This window comes from Fictibacillus sp. BK138, assembly GCF_004216955.1.
In the GTDB taxonomy this organism is placed as follows: domain Bacteria; phylum Bacillota; class Bacilli; order Bacillales; family Fictibacillaceae; genus Fictibacillus.
In genome coordinates this window covers 43,840-63,099 of the sequence record NZ_SGXL01000004.1, presented here as the reverse complement: position 1 = coordinate 63,099, position 19,260 = coordinate 43,840, and the positions used below count along the sequence as shown (strand labels likewise).

The window sequence follows — 19,260 nt, the reverse complement described above, 5'->3', positions numbered from 1 at the left end:
GAGGTCACACCCGTTCCCATACCGAACACGGAAGTTAAGCTCTTCAGCGCCGATGGTAGTTGGGGGTCTCCCCCTGTTAGAGTAGGACGTCGCTGGGCTTTATCTCAAAACACTTCAAATTATATTATTCCACAGTAGCTCAGTGGTAGAGCTATCGGCTGTTAACCGATCGGTCGTAGGTTCGAGTCCTACCTGTGGAGCCATTACTTTTTGCTTCCATAGCTCAGCAGGTAGAGTGCTTCCATGGTAAGGAAGAGGTCACCGGTTCGAGCCCGGTTGGAAGCTCCATATCATAATAATATGGCCCGTTGGTCAAGCGGTTAAGACACCGCCCTTTCACGGCGGTAACACGGGTTCGAATCCCGTACGGGTCACCAACTTTTCTTTAACTGAACATAACTTTTGGAGGATTAGCTCAGCTGGGAGAGCACCTGCCTTACAAGCAGGGGGTCGGCGGTTCGATCCCGTCATCCTCCACCATTTATGCCGGTTTAGCTCAATTGGTAGAGCAACTGACTTGTAATCAGTAGGTTGGGGGTTCAAGTCCTCTAGCCGGCACCACAAATTTTACTAGCCAGTAAAATTTGTTGATAGAGATCTATGATCGTCTCTTTTTTTATGTGGAGGGGTAGCGAAGTGGCTAAACGCGGCGGACTGTAAATCCGCTCCCTCCGGGTTCGGCGGTTCGAATCCGTCCCCCTCCACCATCTTTGTATAAGATACCAAAAGATAGACTATAATGCTTTTATGCGCGGGTGTAGTTTAGTGGTAAAACAAGAGCCTTCCAAGCTCTGGTCGTGAGTTCGATTCTCATCACCCGCTCCATTTATTTCTTCGGGGCTTTAGCTCAGCTGGGAGAGCGCCTGCCTTGCACGCAGGAGGTCAGCGGTTCGATCCCGCTAAGCTCCACCAATACATAACAATTGATATCAGGCGATGGCCTGATTTTTTTATATATAAAAAGGTTAGAAGGTGGGATATATCCATCTTCTTTTTCATTTCTATGAAGGATATAGCGAAAAGTCTATAAGCGAAGAATTAAAGCGAACACTGCTTACGTTTTGATCCTCACTCACCAGCCCATATTCCGATCTATTTCTTATAAATATGTATCTAACCATCGAAAGCGCTTTCTTTTTAGTATATCTATGCAAAATTTTGTTCAGTTGAACCATGAAATCCCTTACAGATACAATAGTAATAGGAATTCGTTAGTTTTTTGTTTTTCATAAGGGAGGAAAAAGAAATGTTAAAAGATATATCAGTGATCGGAGTACCGATGGATTTAGGGCAAATGCGACGCGGTGTAGATATGGGACCGAGTGCTATTCGATATGCAGGAATTATTGAGCGTTTAGAAAACCTTAACTATCAGGTTGAGGATTTAGGTGATATAGAAATTGCTCGTCCAGAAAAACAAAGTATTGAAAACGAAGGAAATCTTAAAAACTTGAACGGTGTTTTAGAAGCGAGTGAAAAGCTTTCTGAGTCTGTTTCCAGCGTGATTAAGAACAAAAAGTTCCCGTTAGTCTTAGGTGGAGATCACAGTATTGCGATCGGAACGTTAGCAGGGGTATCAAAACACTATAATAATCTTGGAGTCATCTGGTATGATGCGCATGGTGATCTGAATACCGCTGATACATCTCCAAGCGGTAACATTCACGGCATGCCTTTAGCTGCATCGATTGGTATTGGCCATGGGACGCTAACTAATATAAGCGGCTATACACCTAAAGTGAAGCCGGAAAACATTGTTATCATTGGAGCGCGCTCACTGGATGAAGGTGAGAGAGAGCTAATAAAAGAAAAAGGCATTAAAGTCTACACGATGCATGAAGTGGATCGGCTTGGTATGACAAAAGTTATGGAAGAGACGATTGAGTATCTGAAACATACTGATGGCGTTCACCTTAGTCTTGATCTTGATGGATTAGACCCGCACGACGCTCCGGGTGTTGGTACACCAGTACTAGGGGGAATCAGCTATAGGGAGAGTCATCTGGCGATGGAGATGCTTGCAGAAGCAGAAATTATTACTTCGGCAGAGTTTGTAGAAGTAAACCCAATTCTTGATGAGAAGAACAAAACAGCAACAGTAGCTGTGGCATTAATGGGGTCTTTGTTCGGAGAAAAACTTTTATAAAATGGTTCAAACAAAAACAGTTGCCTCTCTACGGAAGCAACTGTTCTTTTTCATTTATGCGTTGATATTGATTTAGCAGCTGGTCTATTTCTTGAGAAAGTTCAACAACTTCTTCTGCAATTAAGGGAAGATGTTTCGAAAGCTCATTCATTTGCTGTCTGGAGTGTTCGATTTGTTCAATCAATACATCTCTATGCATACAAACAACCCCTCTCTTCACTCGATTAAAGTATTTTATATGATTAATATTCCCAGGGCTTATTAGTTTGAAACACCGAAACTAGAAAAATATACCTTTTTATTTCGTCAAATTCTGCAACATGATAAAATAAAAAAATAATGATAATCGTTGAAACTTATGGCAAGCTGGTACGTAAATAAAATCCGAGTGGTGATAATAGATGGACGCCTTAGTAGCGAATATGGTTGCCCAAGTCAAAAAAGGGGACCAGGAAGCGTTTGAAGGCATTGTAGACCTTTTTAAAGATAAAATATACCGGCATTGTTACCGGATGGTCGGCAATGGACACGAAGCAGAAGATTTAGCACAAGAAACTTTTTTAAGAGCTTACCGTAATATAAGTAAATACAATAACGAGTTTAAATTTTCAACTTGGATTTTCAGGATTGCCACAAACCTATGCATCGACAGGTTAAGAAAGAAAAAACCTGATTACTATCTAGATGCTGAAGTACCTGGCACTGACGGAGCTACGATGTATAGCCAGCTCTCATCTGAAGAACCACTGCCTGAACAGGTAGTAACGGAAAATGAACGATGGAATGAACTGCAAGAAGAGATTATGAAGCTCCCGGAAAAGTATAGGACAGCAATTGTTCTAAAATATGTAGAAGATTTATCACTGGAAGAAATCAGCCACATTATGGACATACCCGTCCCAACTGTAAAAACTCGTATACATCGAGGCAGAGAAGCGCTGAAGAAAGTATTTCAAATGGTAGTAAAAACGAGGTGAAGAAAAAATGCAGTGTGAAGCTTCTGTATTTGATGAATTGATGAACAAAGTACTCGATGGTGAAGCGACGAAGGAAGAAGAGCGTGTTTTTCATGCTCATCTGGAAGAATGTGAATCATGTAAAGAAGAATACGAGATGCTTTTAGAAACTCTAAAAGAATTACAGTTACAGAACCATAATATAAAGGCTCCTGAAGGGTTTACTCAGGCTGTTATGGCAAAGCTGCCTAAAGAAAAGCAACAGATGAAATGGAAACGGTGGATGCAGCGCCACCCTGCTTTAACTGCCGCAGCGATCTTTATGTTCTTTATGGCGGCATCCGTTTTCACAAGCTATAATCAACAGGATTTAGCTGTTGTAAAAGGAGAAGGCAACCTTCAGATCAAAAAGGCTGAAAGAGTGGTCGTTGTCCCAGCGGGAGAAACGATAAAAGGTGACCTTGTCGTTGAGAATGCAGACGTCCGCATTGAAGGAAGAGTAGAGGGCGATGTAACCGTTATAAAAGGGAACCAATATCTTGCATCAGCAGGTGAGGTAACAGGCCACAGTCAGGAAATCGGCCAGGTTGTCGAATGGGTATGGTATAAGTTAAAATCATTGGTTAGTACAAAAGAAGAAACGATGCAAAATAATGATAAGAGCCGTTTAGAGACGGCTTTTTTTGTTGGTTAGAAAAAAGATGCAGGGTATCCACGGTGCAAAGTTTGTCAGGGATTGTCGTCTCGTGGTTATTTTTTAATTAACGTGCGATTATTTCATTTAACGTGCGAAAAAACTCACCTAACGTGGGATTAATCCGGTTTACCGTGCGAATGTTAGCTTCAATACCTATGGTGGTATCAAGCAAAAGACAGTTTCAACGGCCTCACCAACAGGACTAGCCCCAATTTTCCTTAAACTTGAGCCTATCATGCTCAGTTTTCTTTGAAATGAGGTATGCTATAATAAATAAGTTAAATCTATTATGAAACTTCAACTTGGAGCACATACCGAGTTGGGAGGGAAGTTATGTTACCAATCGCAGATTTTAATATTTTTAATTACCTTACACAAATAATTGATATTTTATTGGTGACGTATGTCATCTATAAATTGATCATGATTATCCGGGGAACGAAAGCTGTTCAATTATTAAAAGGGATAAGTGTGATCATCGTAGTTTGGTTCCTGAGCAGCTCGTTCGATCTTCGGACGATGTCTTGGCTGATGGATAAAGTCATTACATATGGTTTGCTAGCCATTATTATCATCTTCCAGCCAGAGTTGAGAAGGGCGCTGGAACAGCTTGGCCGTGGCAGGTTCTTTTCAAGAACAGGAATTCCTGAGGAAGAAGAAACTGAGAAAACGATAGCAGCTATTGTGAAGTCTACTAACTATATGTCTAAACGCCGTATCGGAGCGATCATCTCTATTGAAAGAGAAACAGGATTGAGTGAATACGTAGAGACGGGCATTCCGATTCAAGCGCATTTAACGTCCGAGCTGTTAACGAATATTTTTGTGCCGAATACACCGCTACATGATGGAGCTGTCATTATAAAACAAAGCCAGGTTTTTGCGGCTGGCTGTTACTTGCCGCTTACTGAAAGTCCGTTTGTTTCGAAAGAGCTTGGGACTAGACACCGGGCTGCATTAGGGATCAGTGAAGTGACAGATGCTATAACCGTTATTGTTTCTGAGGAGACAGGTACGATCTCTCTTACAAAAAACGGGGAAATCTATCGGAATCTGGACGAAGAGTCTTTAAGAAATTTGTTAAATGCAGAATTGATTATTGCGAATAAGTCCACTTCCTCAACTCGCTGGAATTGGAGGGGAAAGAAAAATGGACAAACTCCTTAATAGTTCATGGTTTGTTAAAATCATTGCTTTCCTCCTTGCTTTAATGATGTATACCATCGTAACAATGGAAACGCAGGAAGAAGCAGCTAACCGTTCGATTTTTTCAAAAATGTATACGGAAAGCGAGACCATTCAGGACGTTGAAATCACACCTTACTTTGATGAAAAACAATATGTTCTAACCGATTTGCCTTCTTCGGTAGATATTACTTTGACAGGCTCAAGCCGTTTAATTACGAAAGCCACAAAAGTAGATAAAGAAGTCGAAGCATATATCGATCTCACAAATGAGGAACCGGGTAATAAACGAGTTAAAGTAGATGTGCGGGGTTTGCCGGAGGGCGTAAAGGCGAAGGTGAAGCCTGAATACGTTGACGTCATCCTTCATAAGAAAGTTACGAAAGAGATGCCGGTTAACGTTGATCTAAAAAATACAAGAAAGCTTCCAGAGGGCTATACTGCTGGGGATGTTGAATTCTCTCCAAAGTCAGTCAAAGTAACTGGTCCAGAAGGAATGATCAACCAGATTTCATTTATTACGGGATTCGTAGATGTAGGCGATGCCGATGAGACGATACAGACCAAAGTGCCTTTACGTGCATACAATCAACAAGGAGACCTTATTGATGTACAGGTTACTCCCGAAACGGCTGAGGTATCTGTACCAATAAAAAAACCTAAAAAAACAGTGCCGATCTCAATCCGTACAAGTGGTGAGCTGGAAGAAGGTCTCTCACTTGCGTCTATAACTTCTGATCCAAATGAGATAACGCTGACAGGTACAACGACTTCTTTAGATAAATATGATTCATTTAAAGAGATTTCTATAGATCTGAACAAGATCAAAAAAGATACAACAATCACAGTAGATGTTCCTGTACCAGATGGAATTGAATCTGTATCGGTTAAAGAGGTAACTGTTTCGGTTGACGTTGAAGACAAAGAGGTTACACGAACATTTAAAGATGTTCCATTAACTTTGCTTGGTACGACCGACGAGAAAAAAGCGACTATCCTAGACCCAGAAGATGGGACCGTGGATGTGACGGTGAAAGGCAAGAAGAGTACACTTGATTCGCTCCAAAAATCAGATCTCGAAGGTATTTTAGATGTAAGCCAGCTTGAAGAAGGAACGCACGAAGTAAAGATAGATTGGAAAAATCCTGCTGATATTGATCTGACAGATACAGTTCAAGAAGCCAGTGTGGAAATTCAAACAGAAACTAGCAGTCAATAGATGAAGGAGAGAGCAATAATGGGAAAATATTTTGGTACCGACGGAGTAAGAGGAGTTGCAAATACAGAGCTAACGCCTGAACTTGCGTTTAAATTAGGGCGTTTTGGAGGATATGTTCTAACAAAAGATACAGATAAACCAAAGATCTTGATCGGCCGTGATACACGAATTTCAGGACAAATGCTGGAAGGCGCTCTTATCGCTGGCCTTTTATCCATCGGTGCAGAAGTCATGCGCTTAGGTGTTATTTCAACACCTGGGGTTGCTTTTATTACAAAAGCATTGGGTGCACAAGCAGGAATCATGATCTCTGCTTCTCATAATCCAGTTGCGGATAATGGGATCAAATTCTTTGGGGCAGATGGTTTCAAGCTGCTGGATGAGCAAGAAGCGGAGATTGAAGCACTTCTAGATAAAGATACAGATGAACTGCCTCGTCCGGTAGGAGGAGACTTGGGTTCTGTCAGCGATTATTTCGAAGGCGGACAGAAGTACATGCAATATCTGAAACAAACAATTCCTGGAGACTTCTCAGGACTGCATATCGCACTAGACTGTGCTCACGGTGCTACATCCTCACATGCACCACACTTATTTGCTGATCTGGAAGCAGATATTTCAACGATGGGAACTAGCCCGAACGGCTTAAACATCAACGAAGGTGTTGGGAGTACACATCCAGAAAAGCTTGCTGAGCTTGTAAAAGAAAAAGGCTGTGACATGGGATTAGCGTTTGATGGAGACGGAGACCGTTTGATCGCGATCGATGAAAAAGGGAACATTGTCGATGGTGACCAAATTATGTTCATCTGTGCGAAGCATCTTAAAGACCAAGGACGTCTGAAGCAGGATACGGTTGTTTCCACAGTAATGAGTAACCTTGGATTCTATAAGGCAGTTGAAGCGACCGGTATGAAATCTGCTCAAACAGCTGTTGGTGATCGTTACGTAATGGAAGAGATGCGTAAGAACGATTTCAATCTTGGTGGCGAGCAGTCCGGCCATATTATTTTCTTGGATTATACAACGACAGGTGATGGACTTCTTTCCGGAATCCAGCTTGCATCCATTTTAAAAGCAACTGGAAAACCATTATCAGAACTTGCAGGAGAGATGAAGAAATTCCCTCAGCTTTTGATCAATGTTAAAGTAGCAGATAAATCTAAGCTGAACGGAAACGAAGCGATCAAATCGTCTATCGATCAAGTGGAAACAGAACTCGAAGGAAACGGCCGAGTGCTTGTTCGTCCTTCAGGAACAGAACCGCTTGTTCGCGTTATGGTAGAAGCACCAACAGAAGAGCTTTGCCAGAAGCATGCAGAAACAATCGTAGAAGTTGTTAAAAAAGAGTTAGTATAAAAAGGAAGACCTTTATCCGACATAAAATGAAAAAGGGCACGAAACATATGCATATGCGGCTCACACAAAGGGCAGCTTATGCATATTTTTTTATTATGGAACTTTATGTTTCAACTTTTTCTTAATTAGGGAAAGAATAATAATTGACGGTTCTGAAAAACCCGTGTATGATTATTTTTGTTTACTTCAATAAAAGGAAGGAGTTTACAGTTAATCATTCATCCAAAAAGCGCCTGAACTGCTGATCGGAAAAAAGCAGTTGACGAGGAAGAGGTTCATCGATATTTCGGCGGATGCCTCTCGGAACATTCACTTCCGTAAGCTTTTGTTCAAACCAGGCAAGGTGACTTCCTGTACAAAGACGAAAGCAAGTGAAACCAAAATAAAAATAGAAAACATAGGTGGGGTTGTGAGCCCCGCTCACGGCCCTCTTATGTAAGCCGTCAGCAGAGTGTGATGGCTTAAGGAGGACGTTTATTTATGTGTGGAATCGTAGGTTATATTGGAAATAATGATGCAAAAGAAATCTTATTGCGTGGTCTTGAGAAATTAGAGTACCGCGGATATGACTCAGCAGGAATCGCCGTACTTAACGAAGACGGAGTTCATGTATTCAAGGAAAAAGGCCGTATTGCTAACTTGCGTGAGAGTATTGATCTAGGTGTTGCAGCATCTGTAGGGATCGGACATACACGCTGGGCAACTCACGGTGTTCCAAGTAAAGTGAATTCACATCCACACCAAAGTTCAACAGAGCGTTTTACACTTGTGCACAACGGTGTAATCGAGAACTATGAACAGGTGAAGAAGCAATACATTTCAGGTGTAGAATTATTGTCTGAAACAGATACAGAAGTAATCGTTCAGCTAGTAGAGCACTTTGTAAAAGAAGGCATGGAAGTGGAAGAAGCATTCCGCCGTACATTGTCTGAACTTAAAGGTTCTTATGCGATCGGTTTAATCGACAATGAAAACCCTGAAACCATCTATGTTGGTAAAAACAAAAGCCCATTATTAGTGGGTAAAGGTGAAGGCTTCAACGTTATTGCAAGTGATGCAATGGCTATGCTTTCTCAAACAGATCAATACGTTGAATTAATGGATAAAGAAATCGTAATCGTGACTCGTGACAGCTATACAATCAAGACGCTGGATGGTGAAGTTGTAGAACGTGCACCTTACACAGCAGAACTAGATGCAAGCGACATCGAAAAAGGCACGTACCCTCATTTCATGTTAAAAGAAATTGATGAACAGCCTTTCGTAATGCGTAACATCATTAATCAGTACCAGAACGAAAATGGCGACCTTAAGTTAGATGACGATATCCGTGCTGCAATGAAAGGCGCAGACCGTGTATACATCATTGCTTGCGGAACGAGTTACCATGCAGGTCTTGTTGGTAAGCAACTGATCGAGAATATTGCAAACATTCCAGTTGAATCACATATCGCAAGTGAGTTTGTTTACAACATGCCGCTTTTATCTGAAAAGCCATTGTTCATCTTTATCTCACAATCCGGTGAGACTGCAGACAGCCGTGCCGTATTAGTTGAGATCAAGAAGTTAGGTCACAAAGCATTAACGATCACAAACGTTCCGGGATCTACCCTTTCTCGTGAAGCAGACTACACGCTTAACTTGTATGCTGGTCCTGAGATCGCTGTTGCTTCTACAAAAGCTTATACTGCACAAATCGCTGTTCTTGCTATCTTAGCTGTTGATTCTGCTCGTGCTAAAGGCATCGAGTTAGACTTCAACCCGCTTCAGGAGCTTGCGATCGTAGCAAACGCTATGGAAGTTTTATGTGATCAAAAAGAAGAGATGGAACAGATTGCTCGTGAGTTCCTCGCTGTAACGCGCAACGCATTCTTCATCGGCCGTGCTGCTGACTTCTACGTATGTTTAGAAGCTGCACTTAAGCTTAAAGAAATTTCTTATATCCAAGCAGAAGGATTTGCTGGAGGAGAACTTAAGCACGGTACGATCGCGTTAATCGAAGACGGTACGCCAGTTATTGCTCTAGCTACACAAGAGCATGTTAACTTAAGCATCCGCGGTAACGTAAAAGAAGTAGCGGCACGCGGAGCATACACATGCGTGATCTCTATGGATGGAATGCAAGAAGAAGGCGATCGCATCGTTCTTCCGAAGATCCACCCATACTTGACTCCGCTTGTATCTGTACTACCAATGCAGCTGATCTCTTACTACGCAGCGCTTCACCGTGACTGTGATGTAGATAAGCCGCGTAACCTTGCAAAGTCAGTAACAGTAGAATAAATTTTAAAAACTACAGAAAAAACCACCTCCCGATGGAGGTGGTTTTTATTTTTGTGCTTCTTCATTCTTCTCAAGGTCTTTTATAAGCTTTTTCATCTCATCAATCTCTTTACGCTGTGCCTTAATGATTTTATCAGCAAGCTCCTGAACTCTTGGATCTGAAATGTTAGCACGTTCACTCGTTAAAATGGCGATAGAATGATGCGGAATCATAGCTTTCATCCAGCTCGTATCGTCTACGGTCGCCTGACTGCGAACCAGCCAGAGAGAAGCGGCAAATATAAGAGCACTGCTTCCTAGGATCACGATATTCTTTCGACGGTCTGTATACATCTTTCGCATGAATAACAGCATGACAATCGCCATGACAGACCCCATGATCAGAGCCATATAGAGCCGTGTTTCGCTATAAAAGACGTGATTTAATTGAAAGACATTTAAGTACATAAGTCCAAACATAATGATGGTTGAAGTAACAATCATAACCACAAATTTCGTATAATTTTTCAATGTAAGCCCTCCTTTAGTCTCCAAATATAATGTAACCGAAGAAACGTTAACTCAAACATCCCCTTACTTTTGATCGATAAATAAAGCTACTGCCAAGGTTTCTATTCATTAAAGCAGTGGTAATGAAAGAGTAGAAGCCATTAATTGGGAGGTGTTGATATGCGAGTAGCTGTAATCGGTACTTCTGAAGCAGTAGGAGAATTGGTTATTAAAGAACTGAAAGAAAAAGACCATCAGCCTGTTGCAATTATCAAAGAAAAGAATCGAAAGCCGGACATGGAAAAGCTGGGTGCATCAGACGTAGTCATTGACGAAGGAAATCGATTAGAAAAGGCATTTTCCGCTTGTGATGCAGTGATCTATATCGCCGGATCCAGTCCAAGAGCAGGTGAAAGTAAAAGTGTATTAGTTGATCATGAAGAAGTAATCGATTCAATGACAGAAGCTAAGAGACAAGGGATCGAACGGTTTGTTCTCATGAGTGCCATTCGAGCAAATGAAAAAGACAACAATGGAACAACTCGAATAGGAGATAAACATAAGCCGGATGAGCAGTTAAAACAAGAAGGATTTGTCTTCACTATTATTCGACCAGGTCATTTAACGGATAAGCCAGGCAAAGGAATGATTCGTATGGGAAAATCCCTGGATATAGATAGCGAAATTTCAAAAGAAGATGTTGCTTCTGTTTTAGTAGAGAGTTTAAATAATGAAAGTGCTTTTAATAAAATCTTTGATGTGACCTCAGGAAACGTTCCAATACATGAAGCATTTAATCATTAAGATCTCAGAAAGGATGATTGTGTGGACATTACCGCATATCTCGTAATAGGGCTTATCGTTTTTATCGCATTAGTTATCGTCGTACCTGTTGTCTTTTTTATTTATTTATATTTTAAAGATGACCGTCAGAAGCAGCATGCCATACTGCGGAACTTTCCTATCCTCGGCAATGTCAGATATCTCACCGAAAAAATAGGACCAGAGCTGAGACAGTATCTCTTTAATAATGATAATGAAGGAAAACCATTTTCTCGAAAACAGTACCAAGACGTTGTTAAAGCAGGCAAATATAAAGAGCGGTTAATCGGGTTTGGTTCAGATCATGATTTTGAAGCAGAAGGTTTCTATATTCGTAATACATTATTTCCAAAACAGCGAGATGAATTAAAAGTAGATAACACAGAAAAGGTAAAAACGAAAACGTATAAAATAGATAAAGATGGTCTTTTTACACGAAAAGAGCATCATGAAGAAAAGCTTGTTGATCCTTATTTATTAAGAGATGAAGATGCAGTGGTGATCGGCGGGCAAACATGTCGCACTCCATTTCGAGTAAAAGGTCTAGTAGGACAGTCTGGGATGAGCTTCGGTGCATTAGGTGAAAATGCGATTACCGCATTATCGAGAGGATTGGGTCTTGCAAAAGGAACATGGATGAATACGGGTGAAGGCGGATTGTCGGATTATCATTTAGCAGGCAATCCCGATATTATCATGCAGATTGGACCAGACCTGTTCGGAGTCAGAAAACCGAGTGGCGAATTCTCATGGGAAGAATTCAAAAAAAAGAGTGAGATGGATCAGATAAAAGCTTTTGAATTGAAACTGGCACAAGGTGCAAAAACGAGGGGCGGACATGTTGAAGGCGAAAAGGTAACAGAAGAAATTGCAAAAATACGCCTTGTTGAACAAGGGAAAACAATTAACAGTCCAAACCGCTTTTATGAATTTGATAATCCATCAACCATGTTCGATTTTATAGAAAAATTAAGAGATGTTGGCGGTAAACCAGTGGGTATCAAAATTGTAGTCGGAGACCTTGATGCACTTGAAGATATGGTCGCCACAATGAAAGAAAGCGGGAAAGGACCTGACTTCATAACCATTGACGGTGGAGAAGGAGGCACGGGTGCTACTTATCAGGAGCTAGCGGATGCTGTAGGATTGCCGATTCAGGCAGCATTGCCTGTAATGGACGAGATACTTATGAAATATGGCGTCAGGGACAGAGTGAAGCTGATCGCATCAGGAAAATTGATCACCCCTGACAAAGTAGCGATCGCTCTTGCTATGGGAGCAGATCTGGTGAATATCGCCCGCGGATTCATGATAAGCGTAGGATGTATTATGGCACAGGTATGTCATACAAACCAGTGTCCTGTTGGAGTTGCGACGACAAGCAAAAAACTTCAAGAAGGACTCATTGTGGAAGAAAAACACTATAGGGTTGCTAACTATGTAATCTCGTTAAGAGAAGGTCTTTTTAATTTGGCTGCAGCTGCTGGCCTGGACTCACCCACCCAATTTAAAAGAAAACATATTGTGCATAAAGACGACCTAGGACGAATATCGCCGGTAGAAGAAATTATACATGCAGCAGTGAAAGCACAGCATCATAAATAAAAGTATAGCAAAACCAAAAAAACTCATCTGCTTAAAGATGAGTTTTTTTTCTTACATTCTTTGATCATTGGACAGTTTATGTAACTCTTTTGGCAGCTGCCCCAACAAAATCATCCGGTACATACGAAAATCTGCCCTCAAAGACCAGAAGGGATGTCCAAATGTAGCAGGCTTGTTTCCTTCAATAAAAAAGTGACTGAACCAAGCAATGCCGTAAGCTACGACAGGAGCTAATAAGAGAAACCACAGACTTTTCCAGATCGCAAGAATAATAAAAATAAAGACAAATGAAGTGCCTACAAAATGCCATGCTCTAGTAGATGGTTTGCTATGTTGTGAAAGATAAAATGGCCAAAATTCTTCGTAATTCCTAAACTCCATACTAACACCTCCTATAAAGGTTTACTATTCTCTTATCCCAGCACTGAATCCTTTTTATTAAGAGGGAAATTCAGCTTCTTTGAGGAAGACTATAAAAAGATGAGAAAAAAGTTTTGACTCTGTGGTGCACAACACGGTTTATGATGGAGTTGCAGGTGGTGAATAACGGATGTACAGAGTAAGTGAGTTCTCAAAGATGACAGGTTTGAGCAAGGAAACATTAAGATATTATGCAGAGGTTAAACTCCTCGAGCCTGCTTATACTGATCCAAAGAATAATTACCGGTATTACGATAATGGCTCTTATTTAATCGCAATGATTTTAGTAAGTTTACGAAAATTCAACTTTACGATTCAAGAAATGATTACTGTTATTGAAGATGAATCATTTGAGAACCTGGAGAACATACTTAATCAAAAAAAGCGGGACATACAGAAAAAAATAGAGGAATTGCACGGCACAATAGATGAGATCGACCAGTTTTTAAAATGGGGAAATGAGGAGGAAGAATGATGTTAATATGGAATAAAGAGAGGGTAATTTCGGTAAATATTGAAAACGTGTGGAACCTATTTTCTGATGAAAATTTACAGCGCATCATGCCAAACGTTGTAGAACATACACCAATCGAAAAGAAAGAAGGGATAGTGGGTTCGACGTATCGCCAATCTTATAAAGAGGGGCGAAGAGTAGAAACCTATATTGTTGAGACCCTAGGGTATGAGAATACAGAATTCAAAAAACACTTGCATATAGGGTTTACGCTAGGAAAGGCCTTCGAGATTGAAACAGCCTTTACATTAATAAAAATTGATGAAACAAACACACGCTTTATATATTCGGGACACAATAAAGGCATCAATTTCTTGGGCAAAGTCATGCTTAAGATCGCAGGTGATAAAAATAACAATAAAGTTGTTCAAGATTTTATGGATAGAGTGGAAGAAGAAGCGATGGAAGAAACAGCTTCTGTTTAAAACTCAAGATGAGTCTGATTTGTGCATGCATAACATGATGTTTTATTTTCCATCCTAAAAGGTAGAGTTAAAGGAGTGTAAATTAAAGGAGTGGATGGAATGGATAAAGAGCAACTAAAACAAGAAATATTAAATGTATTAGAAAAAAGACAAACCGGAGTGCTTGCGAGCGTGAAACAGAATAAGCCGCACTCCAGATATATGACCTTCTATCATGATGAACTAACCTTTTATACACCGACTAGTATAGAGACACATAAAGCAGAAGAAATCCAGGAAAATCCTAATGTTCACCTTTTGGTTGGATATGAAGGCGAAGGCTATGGCGATCCATATCTAGAAGTAGAAGGTACAGCAACCATTCAAGATGATCAAGGATTGAAAGAGAAGTTTTGGTCTGAGCAGATGTCACATTATTTTGATGGACCAAACGACCCAAACTACATCCTGCTAAAAATTAAACCAAGTCTAATCAGATTGATGAACAGTGAAGAAAATTCACCGCTAACATTAGAATTATAAAAATTAAAAAAAGGCCTCTCTTTTGAATAAAAGAGGGGTCTTTGTTCGTCTAATAGTAATAATCAGATTTAATTTTCCTATAATTGTAAAAAATGATAAAATAAATAGACCGAACATTCTTTAAATTAAGAGGGGGCTTTTAAATGAAGAGGTTATGGACGGCTATAGGGCTATTAGTATTATTAATCGGATGCTCTGAAAAAGAAACAGATAAAGAGCCTAAGTTTACGGTGAAAGATGCGATTAAAAAGAATCATGTTGTGATTCAAAATCTGTCTGATAATGAAAAAGAATTATTTTTAGGTGCTACAAAAGCCGAACACCTTACGCCAATGTTTTCATTTTTAGAAGATGTAGAGGCAAATAAAGAAAGCACACTGGAAATAACGATCTTCCCTAAAACAGGTGGGCCGGTGACTAGTAAAGTACATTTTATTAGTGAAGAAAAAACAGTGTTTACAAATAATTATGCTGGTTATGGAATGCCTAAGGGTGAAATTGAATGTCTGAACGTTTGGGGTTCTAATCAAAACTTTATGCTGAATGGCTGTAAAGGAGAGCCATCCACGGTTTTTGTTATACCATACAGCAATAGAGAATATTTATTGGCGAAGAATGAATATAAAAAGATGAATAAAAAATAGGAGGGTGTTATGCCATACATAGTAAAAGATAGTTTGCTTTCATTAATCTTATCGGTCATCGGCATTATTCTCTTAGGTTCTGTTCCGTTTATGTTTACAGGCATGGCATTTAATACGGGCAGCTATGTGGATGGGATTGGAAAACTATTTCAAGAGATGATGAAGCCATCGGAGATCATGTATTTTACCGGAAGCGGCGTCTACCCGCTCTTTCCAGAAATCTGGGGCATCATCGGATATTCATTAACCATTCTATTTTCTGCGTTTTTTATCGCTATTATCTTAGCGCTAATATTTTCTCTTGTGATTTTTTCGCTTCCTGCACGATTAAAGGATAAGATTCGTGTATTTTCGTTTATGTTCGAATCGATACCTGATGTTCTGATTGCAATAGGGATGCAGTTTTTTATTATTTGGTTTTTTAAGAAAACGAATATTCTGTTGTTTCAAATTGTTTCTCTGTATGACCAGAAAACTTATTTTGTACCGATCTTTTGTTTAACGGTATTGCCCACACTGCTTATTCTAAGGATATTGCTTCTTAATATGGAAGAAGAATTTAACAAACAATACATCGATACAGCTAAGGGTAAAGGGATAGGCAGATTCCGTATTCTTTGGAGGCACGTACTTCCAAACACACTGCTGAGTGTTTTTCACCAATCTCGCAATATTCTCTGGTTTATGCTATCTAATCTATTAATGGTTGAATATTTGTTTAATATCTATGGAGTTACAACACTGGTAAGAGAAATGGGAAACCCGGCTATCTTTACCATTTCTATGCTTCTATTATTTTTACCCATGTTTCTATTCTTTACGGCTCTGAGAATTTTTACGTATAAGTGGGTGGGTGAAAAATGATAAAAGTCATTTGGAAAGACCCCTTTTTTCTTGTAGGATTTTTATTCATTTTTGCTTTGATCAGTTTCAGTTTTTATCATTATTATGTGATGGATAATGAAATCTATGAAAATCAGATTATCTATGAAGGAATCACACCTGTTGATAGAGCTCCATTCGAACCATCTAGCAAGTATTGGTTCGGCAGCGACCGTATGGGAGCGGATTTATTCTATCAGATTATTTCAGGCGCAAAATATACGTTAGGGATAGCCTTTGTGGCTAGTTTGTTAAGGATATTTCTATCTTTCTTAGGTGGAGTCCTGTTAATGAGTGCCGGTAAGATTCTACCCGTCATTAAAGGATTAGGACAATCCTTCTATTATATACCGTCGGCTCTTTTAATCTTTTTTATAGTAGGACCTATTATTTCAATTGAACAAATCACATTTTGGGAAAAAGCCATTTTTCAGATTATGCTGATCGTTCTAATTGCTGTTCCTAATACGGCCATATTGATAAAAGAAGAAATAAACCTAATCAAGAAAAATGAATTTATTACGAGTGCCAAGTTAATGGGAGGTAACAGGTTCCGAATCTTGTTTAAACACATCATGCCTCATCTATGGCCAAAGCTTGTTCTTATGTATGTCCAGCAGGTGATCGCTGTCTTATTATTGCTTGCCCATCTTGGCATTTTAGGAGTTTTCTTTGGAGGAACGATCTATAGGGAATATGGGATGGAATTTTTGATTCCGGCTTCCGTTTCAAACGAATGGTCGGGCTTGTTAGGAGGTTATTATGCTCAGTTGAGACTTGCACCATGGCTTGTATTCTTTCCGGTATTAAGTTTTGCAGCTGTAATCATGGCATTTAACTTTATGGCGGAGGGAATCAAGCGAAGCAGCGATCAATTGCCAGGCAGGAAAAAAGGGAAGAAGAGAGAAAAAGGTAATGAGGAATCTGTCTCAGGCGAATCCTTTGTATTTTTAACAGAGCGGAAAACAGGATAAATAAAAAAGGCAAGAGCTAAAACTCTTGCCTCTGGCTGTTTCTATCTCAACGTCGCACCGATGATGATGAGAAGGATAAAAAGCACTACAATCAAAGCGAACACTCCGCCGCCACCGCCGTACCCATATCCGCTATAACCATAACCGCCACATGGGGAGCAGCAACCGTATCCGTATCCAGGGTAACCCCAGTTACGTTGTTGTTGTCTCTTTCCAAACATGCTGTAATTCCTCCTTCTTTCTTGTGCCTTATGCTTTCATCTATAGTGTATGTCCCAGGAGAAGGAGTGACAGGGACAATACCCTAAATAAAATCAAAAAGTTTTGAAATTAAAGGAGGACAATCATGAGTGAAGTGCTGACACAATACAAAAATTTTACGAATTGGCTTCAACAGCTTAAACGAATGCCAGAGGAATATTGGCTGATGCCTATTAAAGATGGGAAATGGTCTGTTGGAGAAATTGTTGCTCATCTTAAGGCATGGGATGTTTTTGTATGGGATGAGAGAGTTGCCTATTTTGTAAGTGGATCTGAAATTCCGGTAAAAAAAGTAGATGTTGAAGAAATCAACAGCAATGCTGCAAATGAAGCCAAATCCGGTATATCTAAAAATCAGCTTCTAGACGAAGTGATTGAATGCCGCCAAGTGGTTGCGAAAAAGTTAGGAGAAGTTCCGAGTACTGTTTGGCAGGAAAGAATAGAAATGGGTTCGAAAATGATTACATTATGTGAATATATTAGCGGTCTGGTGGAACATGATGAACATCATAGAACTCAAATCGAAGAATTCCTTGCAGAGAAGGGCATTAGCATATTAAAACAGGAAGTGTAGACCGATAGGAAATAAAGTCGAATTTCCCCGGAAATTATTTCAGGAAATAATTGAAACTTTGAAAAGAGCTTCTATCAAGACAGAAGTTCTTTTTTTCGTTACCATATAATAAAACGTTCTTTTCTATTTTCATCGTTTGCAAGTTGATTGGAGCGCAAGGTTGCCGACTCCTCGAAAATGGAAAATCACATTTTCTTCGTGCGATGTAAAGCTACCGAGGCCTTCCTTGTCCTACTGGACGAGCGGTCAGGTGGAGACTCCTAATGGCGCAAAGCGGCAGGAGGCTCACCGCACGCCCCGTGGAAAGCGAGCAGCCTGGAGCGGAAATCAACTAACTTTCAAGAGCAACAATGAATATGAAAACAGCCAAATAAAAAAACAAAGAGGGCACATGGATACAATTACGCATACTTTATTTGGATTAACCCTTTATGGCGCGGCAAATAAATCAAATATGGATAAGTCACATAAAAGAGCGCTCTTGTTAACTACAGTTGTAGGCAGTCAAATACCGGATATTGACGTGGTGGTCAATCTGACCGAAACAGGGCGAATCATGCAGCAGATGTGGCATAGAGGCTTAACACACTCATTTTTTCTAATACCCATCTGGGGATTAGTGTTTTACTATCTAAGCCGTCTTTTATTTAAAGTAAAAGACAAGCGGATTTTTTATTGGGCGCTTCTAGCTGTTTTCATACATGATACGAGCGACCTTTTCAATACATGGGGAACGGGATATATTGAGCCATTCTCCAGCTATCGTGTAACATTCGGTACGATACCGATTGTTGATTTTGTGTTTTGGTTTTTGATGCTGGCTGGATTCATTGTTTCTCGAAAAAAAGAAGCTGGTGAAAGGTACAAAGTATTCAGAGTGGTTTGGCTGTTAATGATTGCACATGTTGTCATCCAGTCGGCTCAAGGATATATCATTTATAATGAAGCAAAAGAAAAGTATGAAGATGTAGCGCTCGCTGCGGGCTTTGTGCCTACTCAATTTCAGGTGATCGGAAAAGATGGAAGCGAAGTAGAGATTGTAAAAGACAGTATTTTTATAAAGCCAGAAGTTGAACACCGTTTGATTTCGAGGGATGAAGCGGATCTTGTACCCCTGTTTGAAGAGAATCCGAGAGCAAAAACCCTTCATGAATGGTCTCCTTTCGTAGTTGTAGTTGAAGAGGATGATAAGCTGGGAATCTATGACCCAAGGTTTTATCGTAATGGAGAATCATTCTTATATGAGTTCATAAAAAAGTAACCCTGAAATAATTTTCAGGGTT

At 40.1% G+C, this 19,260-nt stretch carries 21 protein-coding genes, 8 tRNA genes and 1 rRNA gene; 26 read left to right on the top strand and 4 right to left on the bottom strand.

Annotated features, from left to right (window positions below):
• From rrf to rocF, 10 genes are all read left to right on the top strand, one after another.
• Positions 1-98, top strand: a 5S ribosomal RNA gene (gene rrf, locus EV282_RS19015); the annotation flags it as partial.
• Positions 99-128: 30 nt separating this feature from the next.
• Positions 129-203: transfer RNA gene (locus EV282_RS19010), tRNA-Asn, on the top strand.
• A 9-nt stretch (positions 204-212) separates the two neighbouring features.
• Positions 213-288: transfer RNA gene (locus EV282_RS19005), tRNA-Thr, on the top strand.
• 14 nt (positions 289-302) lie between these two features.
• Positions 303-377: transfer RNA gene (locus tag EV282_RS19000), tRNA-Glu, on the top strand.
• A gap of 27 nt (positions 378-404) precedes the next feature.
• Positions 405-480: transfer RNA gene (locus EV282_RS18995), tRNA-Val, on the top strand.
• Positions 481-485: 5 nt separating this feature from the next.
• Positions 486-561 (top strand) — tRNA-Thr (locus EV282_RS18990).
• Positions 562-622: 61 nt separating this feature from the next.
• Positions 623-707, top strand: a tRNA-Tyr gene (locus EV282_RS18985).
• Between the two features lie 44 nt (positions 708-751).
• Positions 752-825, top strand: a tRNA-Gly gene (locus EV282_RS18980).
• Between the two features lie 11 nt (positions 826-836).
• Positions 837-912, top strand: a tRNA-Ala gene (locus EV282_RS18975).
• A gap of 334 nt (positions 913-1,246) precedes the next feature.
• On the top strand, positions 1,247-2,146 hold the full coding sequence (rocF, locus tag EV282_RS18970) for an arginase (protein ID WP_130297447.1): 900 nt from the start codon (positions 1,247-1,249) through the stop codon (positions 2,144-2,146).
• 28 nt (positions 2,147-2,174) lie between these two features.
• Here the strand turns inward: rocF and EV282_RS18965 are convergent, their stop codons facing one another.
• Entirely contained in the window at positions 2,175-2,345 is a 171-nt protein-coding gene (locus EV282_RS18965) for an aspartyl-phosphate phosphatase Spo0E family protein (RefSeq protein WP_077365737.1), read from the bottom strand.
• A gap of 202 nt (positions 2,346-2,547) precedes the next feature.
• On the opposite strand from EV282_RS18965, the gene sigW reads away from it, so the two are divergent.
• The 6 genes from sigW to glmS all read left to right on the top strand — a co-directional run bounded on the left by sigW (position 2,548) and on the right by glmS (position 9,845).
• On the top strand, positions 2,548-3,123 hold the full coding sequence (gene sigW / locus EV282_RS18960) for an RNA polymerase sigma factor SigW (RefSeq protein ID WP_066285604.1): 576 nt from the start codon (positions 2,548-2,550) through the stop codon (positions 3,121-3,123).
• Positions 3,124-3,130: 7 nt separating this feature from the next.
• A complete protein-coding gene (locus tag EV282_RS18955; RefSeq protein ID WP_130297446.1) occupies positions 3,131-3,796 on the top strand; it encodes a zf-HC2 domain-containing protein in 666 nt (221 codons plus the stop codon).
• Between the two features lie 336 nt (positions 3,797-4,132).
• Positions 4,133-4,966, top strand: a complete 834-nt coding sequence (cdaA, locus tag EV282_RS18950) for a diadenylate cyclase CdaA (RefSeq protein ID WP_066285608.1) — start codon at positions 4,133-4,135, stop codon at positions 4,964-4,966.
• Positions 4,950-6,203: a CdaR family protein gene (locus tag EV282_RS18945; protein WP_130297445.1), complete on the top strand. Its 1,254-nt coding sequence runs from the start codon at positions 4,950-4,952 to the stop codon at positions 6,201-6,203. The genes cdaA and EV282_RS18945 overlap by 17 nt, the downstream gene beginning before the upstream one ends.
• Before the next feature lie 18 nt (positions 6,204-6,221).
• Positions 6,222-7,562: a phosphoglucosamine mutase gene (gene glmM, locus EV282_RS18940; protein ID WP_130297444.1), complete on the top strand. Its 1,341-nt coding sequence runs from the start codon at positions 6,222-6,224 to the stop codon at positions 7,560-7,562.
• Positions 7,563-8,042: 480 nt separating this feature from the next.
• Complete coding sequence (gene glmS / locus EV282_RS18935) at positions 8,043-9,845, top strand: glutamine--fructose-6-phosphate transaminase (isomerizing) (protein WP_130297443.1); 1,803 nt, start codon at positions 8,043-8,045, stop codon at positions 9,843-9,845.
• A 45-nt stretch (positions 9,846-9,890) separates the two neighbouring features.
• On the opposite strand, the gene EV282_RS18930 is transcribed toward glmS, so the two are convergent.
• A complete protein-coding gene (locus tag EV282_RS18930) occupies positions 9,891-10,355 on the bottom strand; it encodes a DUF305 domain-containing protein (RefSeq protein ID WP_130297442.1) in 465 nt (154 codons plus the stop codon).
• 159 nt (positions 10,356-10,514) lie between these two features.
• Here EV282_RS18930 and EV282_RS18925 point away from each other — a divergent pair, with 159 nt between their 5' ends.
• Together EV282_RS18925 and EV282_RS18920 are read left to right on the top strand one after the other, a co-directional pair.
• Positions 10,515-11,138: an NAD(P)H-binding protein gene (locus EV282_RS18925; RefSeq protein WP_130297441.1), complete on the top strand. Its 624-nt coding sequence runs from the start codon at positions 10,515-10,517 to the stop codon at positions 11,136-11,138.
• Positions 11,139-11,159: 21 nt separating this feature from the next.
• The gene (locus EV282_RS18920) at positions 11,160-12,761 is read left to right on the top strand and encodes an FMN-binding glutamate synthase family protein (RefSeq protein WP_130297440.1); all 1,602 of its coding nucleotides are present in this window, start codon (positions 11,160-11,162) and stop codon (positions 12,759-12,761) included.
• 51 nt (positions 12,762-12,812) lie between these two features.
• Here EV282_RS18920 and EV282_RS18915 read toward each other — a convergent pair whose 3' ends face one another.
• Complete coding sequence (locus EV282_RS18915) at positions 12,813-13,142, bottom strand: DUF962 domain-containing protein (protein ID WP_130297439.1); 330 nt, start codon at positions 13,140-13,142, stop codon at positions 12,813-12,815.
• 169 nt (positions 13,143-13,311) lie between these two features.
• Here EV282_RS18915 and EV282_RS18910 point away from each other — a divergent pair, with 169 nt between their 5' ends.
• The 6 genes from EV282_RS18910 (at position 13,312) to EV282_RS18885 (ending at position 17,142) form a co-directional block, all read left to right on the top strand.
• Positions 13,312-13,656: a MerR family transcriptional regulator gene (locus EV282_RS18910; protein ID WP_130297438.1), complete on the top strand. Its 345-nt coding sequence runs from the start codon at positions 13,312-13,314 to the stop codon at positions 13,654-13,656.
• Positions 13,656-14,120 (top strand): SRPBCC family protein, encoded by a 465-nt coding sequence (locus tag EV282_RS18905; protein ID WP_130297437.1) that lies wholly within the window; start codon positions 13,656-13,658, stop codon positions 14,118-14,120. Before EV282_RS18910 ends, EV282_RS18905 begins: the two co-directional genes overlap by 1 nt.
• Before the next feature lie 99 nt (positions 14,121-14,219).
• A complete protein-coding gene (locus EV282_RS18900) occupies positions 14,220-14,642 on the top strand; it encodes a pyridoxamine 5'-phosphate oxidase family protein (RefSeq protein WP_130297436.1) in 423 nt (140 codons plus the stop codon).
• 143 nt (positions 14,643-14,785) lie between these two features.
• Positions 14,786-15,286 (top strand): hypothetical protein, encoded by a 501-nt coding sequence (locus EV282_RS18895; protein WP_130297435.1) that lies wholly within the window; start codon positions 14,786-14,788, stop codon positions 15,284-15,286.
• 9 nt (positions 15,287-15,295) lie between these two features.
• A complete protein-coding gene (locus tag EV282_RS18890; RefSeq protein WP_130297434.1) occupies positions 15,296-16,150 on the top strand; it encodes an ABC transporter permease subunit in 855 nt (284 codons plus the stop codon).
• Positions 16,147-17,142 (top strand): ABC transporter permease, encoded by a 996-nt coding sequence (locus EV282_RS18885; protein ID WP_130297433.1) that lies wholly within the window; start codon positions 16,147-16,149, stop codon positions 17,140-17,142. The genes EV282_RS18890 and EV282_RS18885 overlap by 4 nt, the downstream gene beginning before the upstream one ends.
• Positions 17,143-17,183: 41 nt before the next feature.
• Here the strand turns inward: EV282_RS18885 and EV282_RS18880 are convergent, their stop codons facing one another.
• Complete coding sequence (locus tag EV282_RS18880) at positions 17,184-17,363, bottom strand: YjcZ family sporulation protein (protein ID WP_130297432.1); 180 nt, start codon at positions 17,361-17,363, stop codon at positions 17,184-17,186.
• Between the two features lie 125 nt (positions 17,364-17,488).
• On the opposite strand from EV282_RS18880, the gene EV282_RS18875 reads away from it, so the two are divergent.
• Both EV282_RS18875 and EV282_RS18870 read left to right on the top strand, forming a co-directional pair.
• Positions 17,489-17,977 (top strand): DinB family protein, encoded by a 489-nt coding sequence (locus tag EV282_RS18875; RefSeq protein ID WP_130297431.1) that lies wholly within the window; start codon positions 17,489-17,491, stop codon positions 17,975-17,977.
• Positions 17,978-18,368: 391 nt separating this feature from the next.
• The gene (locus EV282_RS18870) at positions 18,369-19,238 is read left to right on the top strand and encodes a metal-dependent hydrolase (protein ID WP_130297430.1); all 870 of its coding nucleotides are present in this window, start codon (positions 18,369-18,371) and stop codon (positions 19,236-19,238) included.
• The last annotated feature ends 22 nt before the right edge of the window (positions 19,239-19,260 follow it).

Coding starts and splice junctions, on each gene's coding strand:
- EV282_RS18875 (WP_130297431.1), top strand. CDS start 17,489: ATGAGTGAAGTGCTGACACAATACAAAAATTTTACGAATTGGCTTCAA.
- glmM (WP_130297444.1), top strand. CDS start 6,222: ATGGGAAAATATTTTGGTACCGACGGAGTAAGAGGAGTTGCAAATACA.
- EV282_RS18925 (WP_130297441.1), top strand. CDS start 10,515: ATGCGAGTAGCTGTAATCGGTACTTCTGAAGCAGTAGGAGAATTGGTT.
- EV282_RS18905 (WP_130297437.1), top strand. CDS start 13,656: ATGTTAATATGGAATAAAGAGAGGGTAATTTCGGTAAATATTGAAAAC.
- EV282_RS18945 (WP_130297445.1), top strand. CDS start 4,950: ATGGACAAACTCCTTAATAGTTCATGGTTTGTTAAAATCATTGCTTTC.
- EV282_RS18955 (WP_130297446.1), top strand. CDS start 3,131: ATGCAGTGTGAAGCTTCTGTATTTGATGAATTGATGAACAAAGTACTC.
- EV282_RS18885 (WP_130297433.1), top strand. CDS start 16,147: ATGATAAAAGTCATTTGGAAAGACCCCTTTTTTCTTGTAGGATTTTTA.
- rocF (WP_130297447.1), top strand. CDS start 1,247: ATGTTAAAAGATATATCAGTGATCGGAGTACCGATGGATTTAGGGCAA.
- EV282_RS18895 (WP_130297435.1), top strand. CDS start 14,786: ATGAAGAGGTTATGGACGGCTATAGGGCTATTAGTATTATTAATCGGA.
- EV282_RS18900 (WP_130297436.1), top strand. CDS start 14,220: ATGGATAAAGAGCAACTAAAACAAGAAATATTAAATGTATTAGAAAAA.
- EV282_RS18965 (WP_077365737.1), bottom strand. CDS start 2,345: ATGCATAGAGATGTATTGATTGAACAAATCGAACACTCCAGACAGCAA.
- glmS (WP_130297443.1), top strand. CDS start 8,043: ATGTGTGGAATCGTAGGTTATATTGGAAATAATGATGCAAAAGAAATC.
- EV282_RS18890 (WP_130297434.1), top strand. CDS start 15,296: ATGCCATACATAGTAAAAGATAGTTTGCTTTCATTAATCTTATCGGTC.
- EV282_RS18870 (WP_130297430.1), top strand. CDS start 18,369: ATGGATACAATTACGCATACTTTATTTGGATTAACCCTTTATGGCGCG.
- EV282_RS18910 (WP_130297438.1), top strand. CDS start 13,312: ATGTACAGAGTAAGTGAGTTCTCAAAGATGACAGGTTTGAGCAAGGAA.
- cdaA (WP_066285608.1), top strand. CDS start 4,133: ATGTTACCAATCGCAGATTTTAATATTTTTAATTACCTTACACAAATA.
- sigW (WP_066285604.1), top strand. CDS start 2,548: ATGGACGCCTTAGTAGCGAATATGGTTGCCCAAGTCAAAAAAGGGGAC.
- EV282_RS18915 (WP_130297439.1), bottom strand. CDS start 13,142: ATGGAGTTTAGGAATTACGAAGAATTTTGGCCATTTTATCTTTCACAA.
- EV282_RS18880 (WP_130297432.1), bottom strand. CDS start 17,363: ATGTTTGGAAAGAGACAACAACAACGTAACTGGGGTTACCCTGGATAC.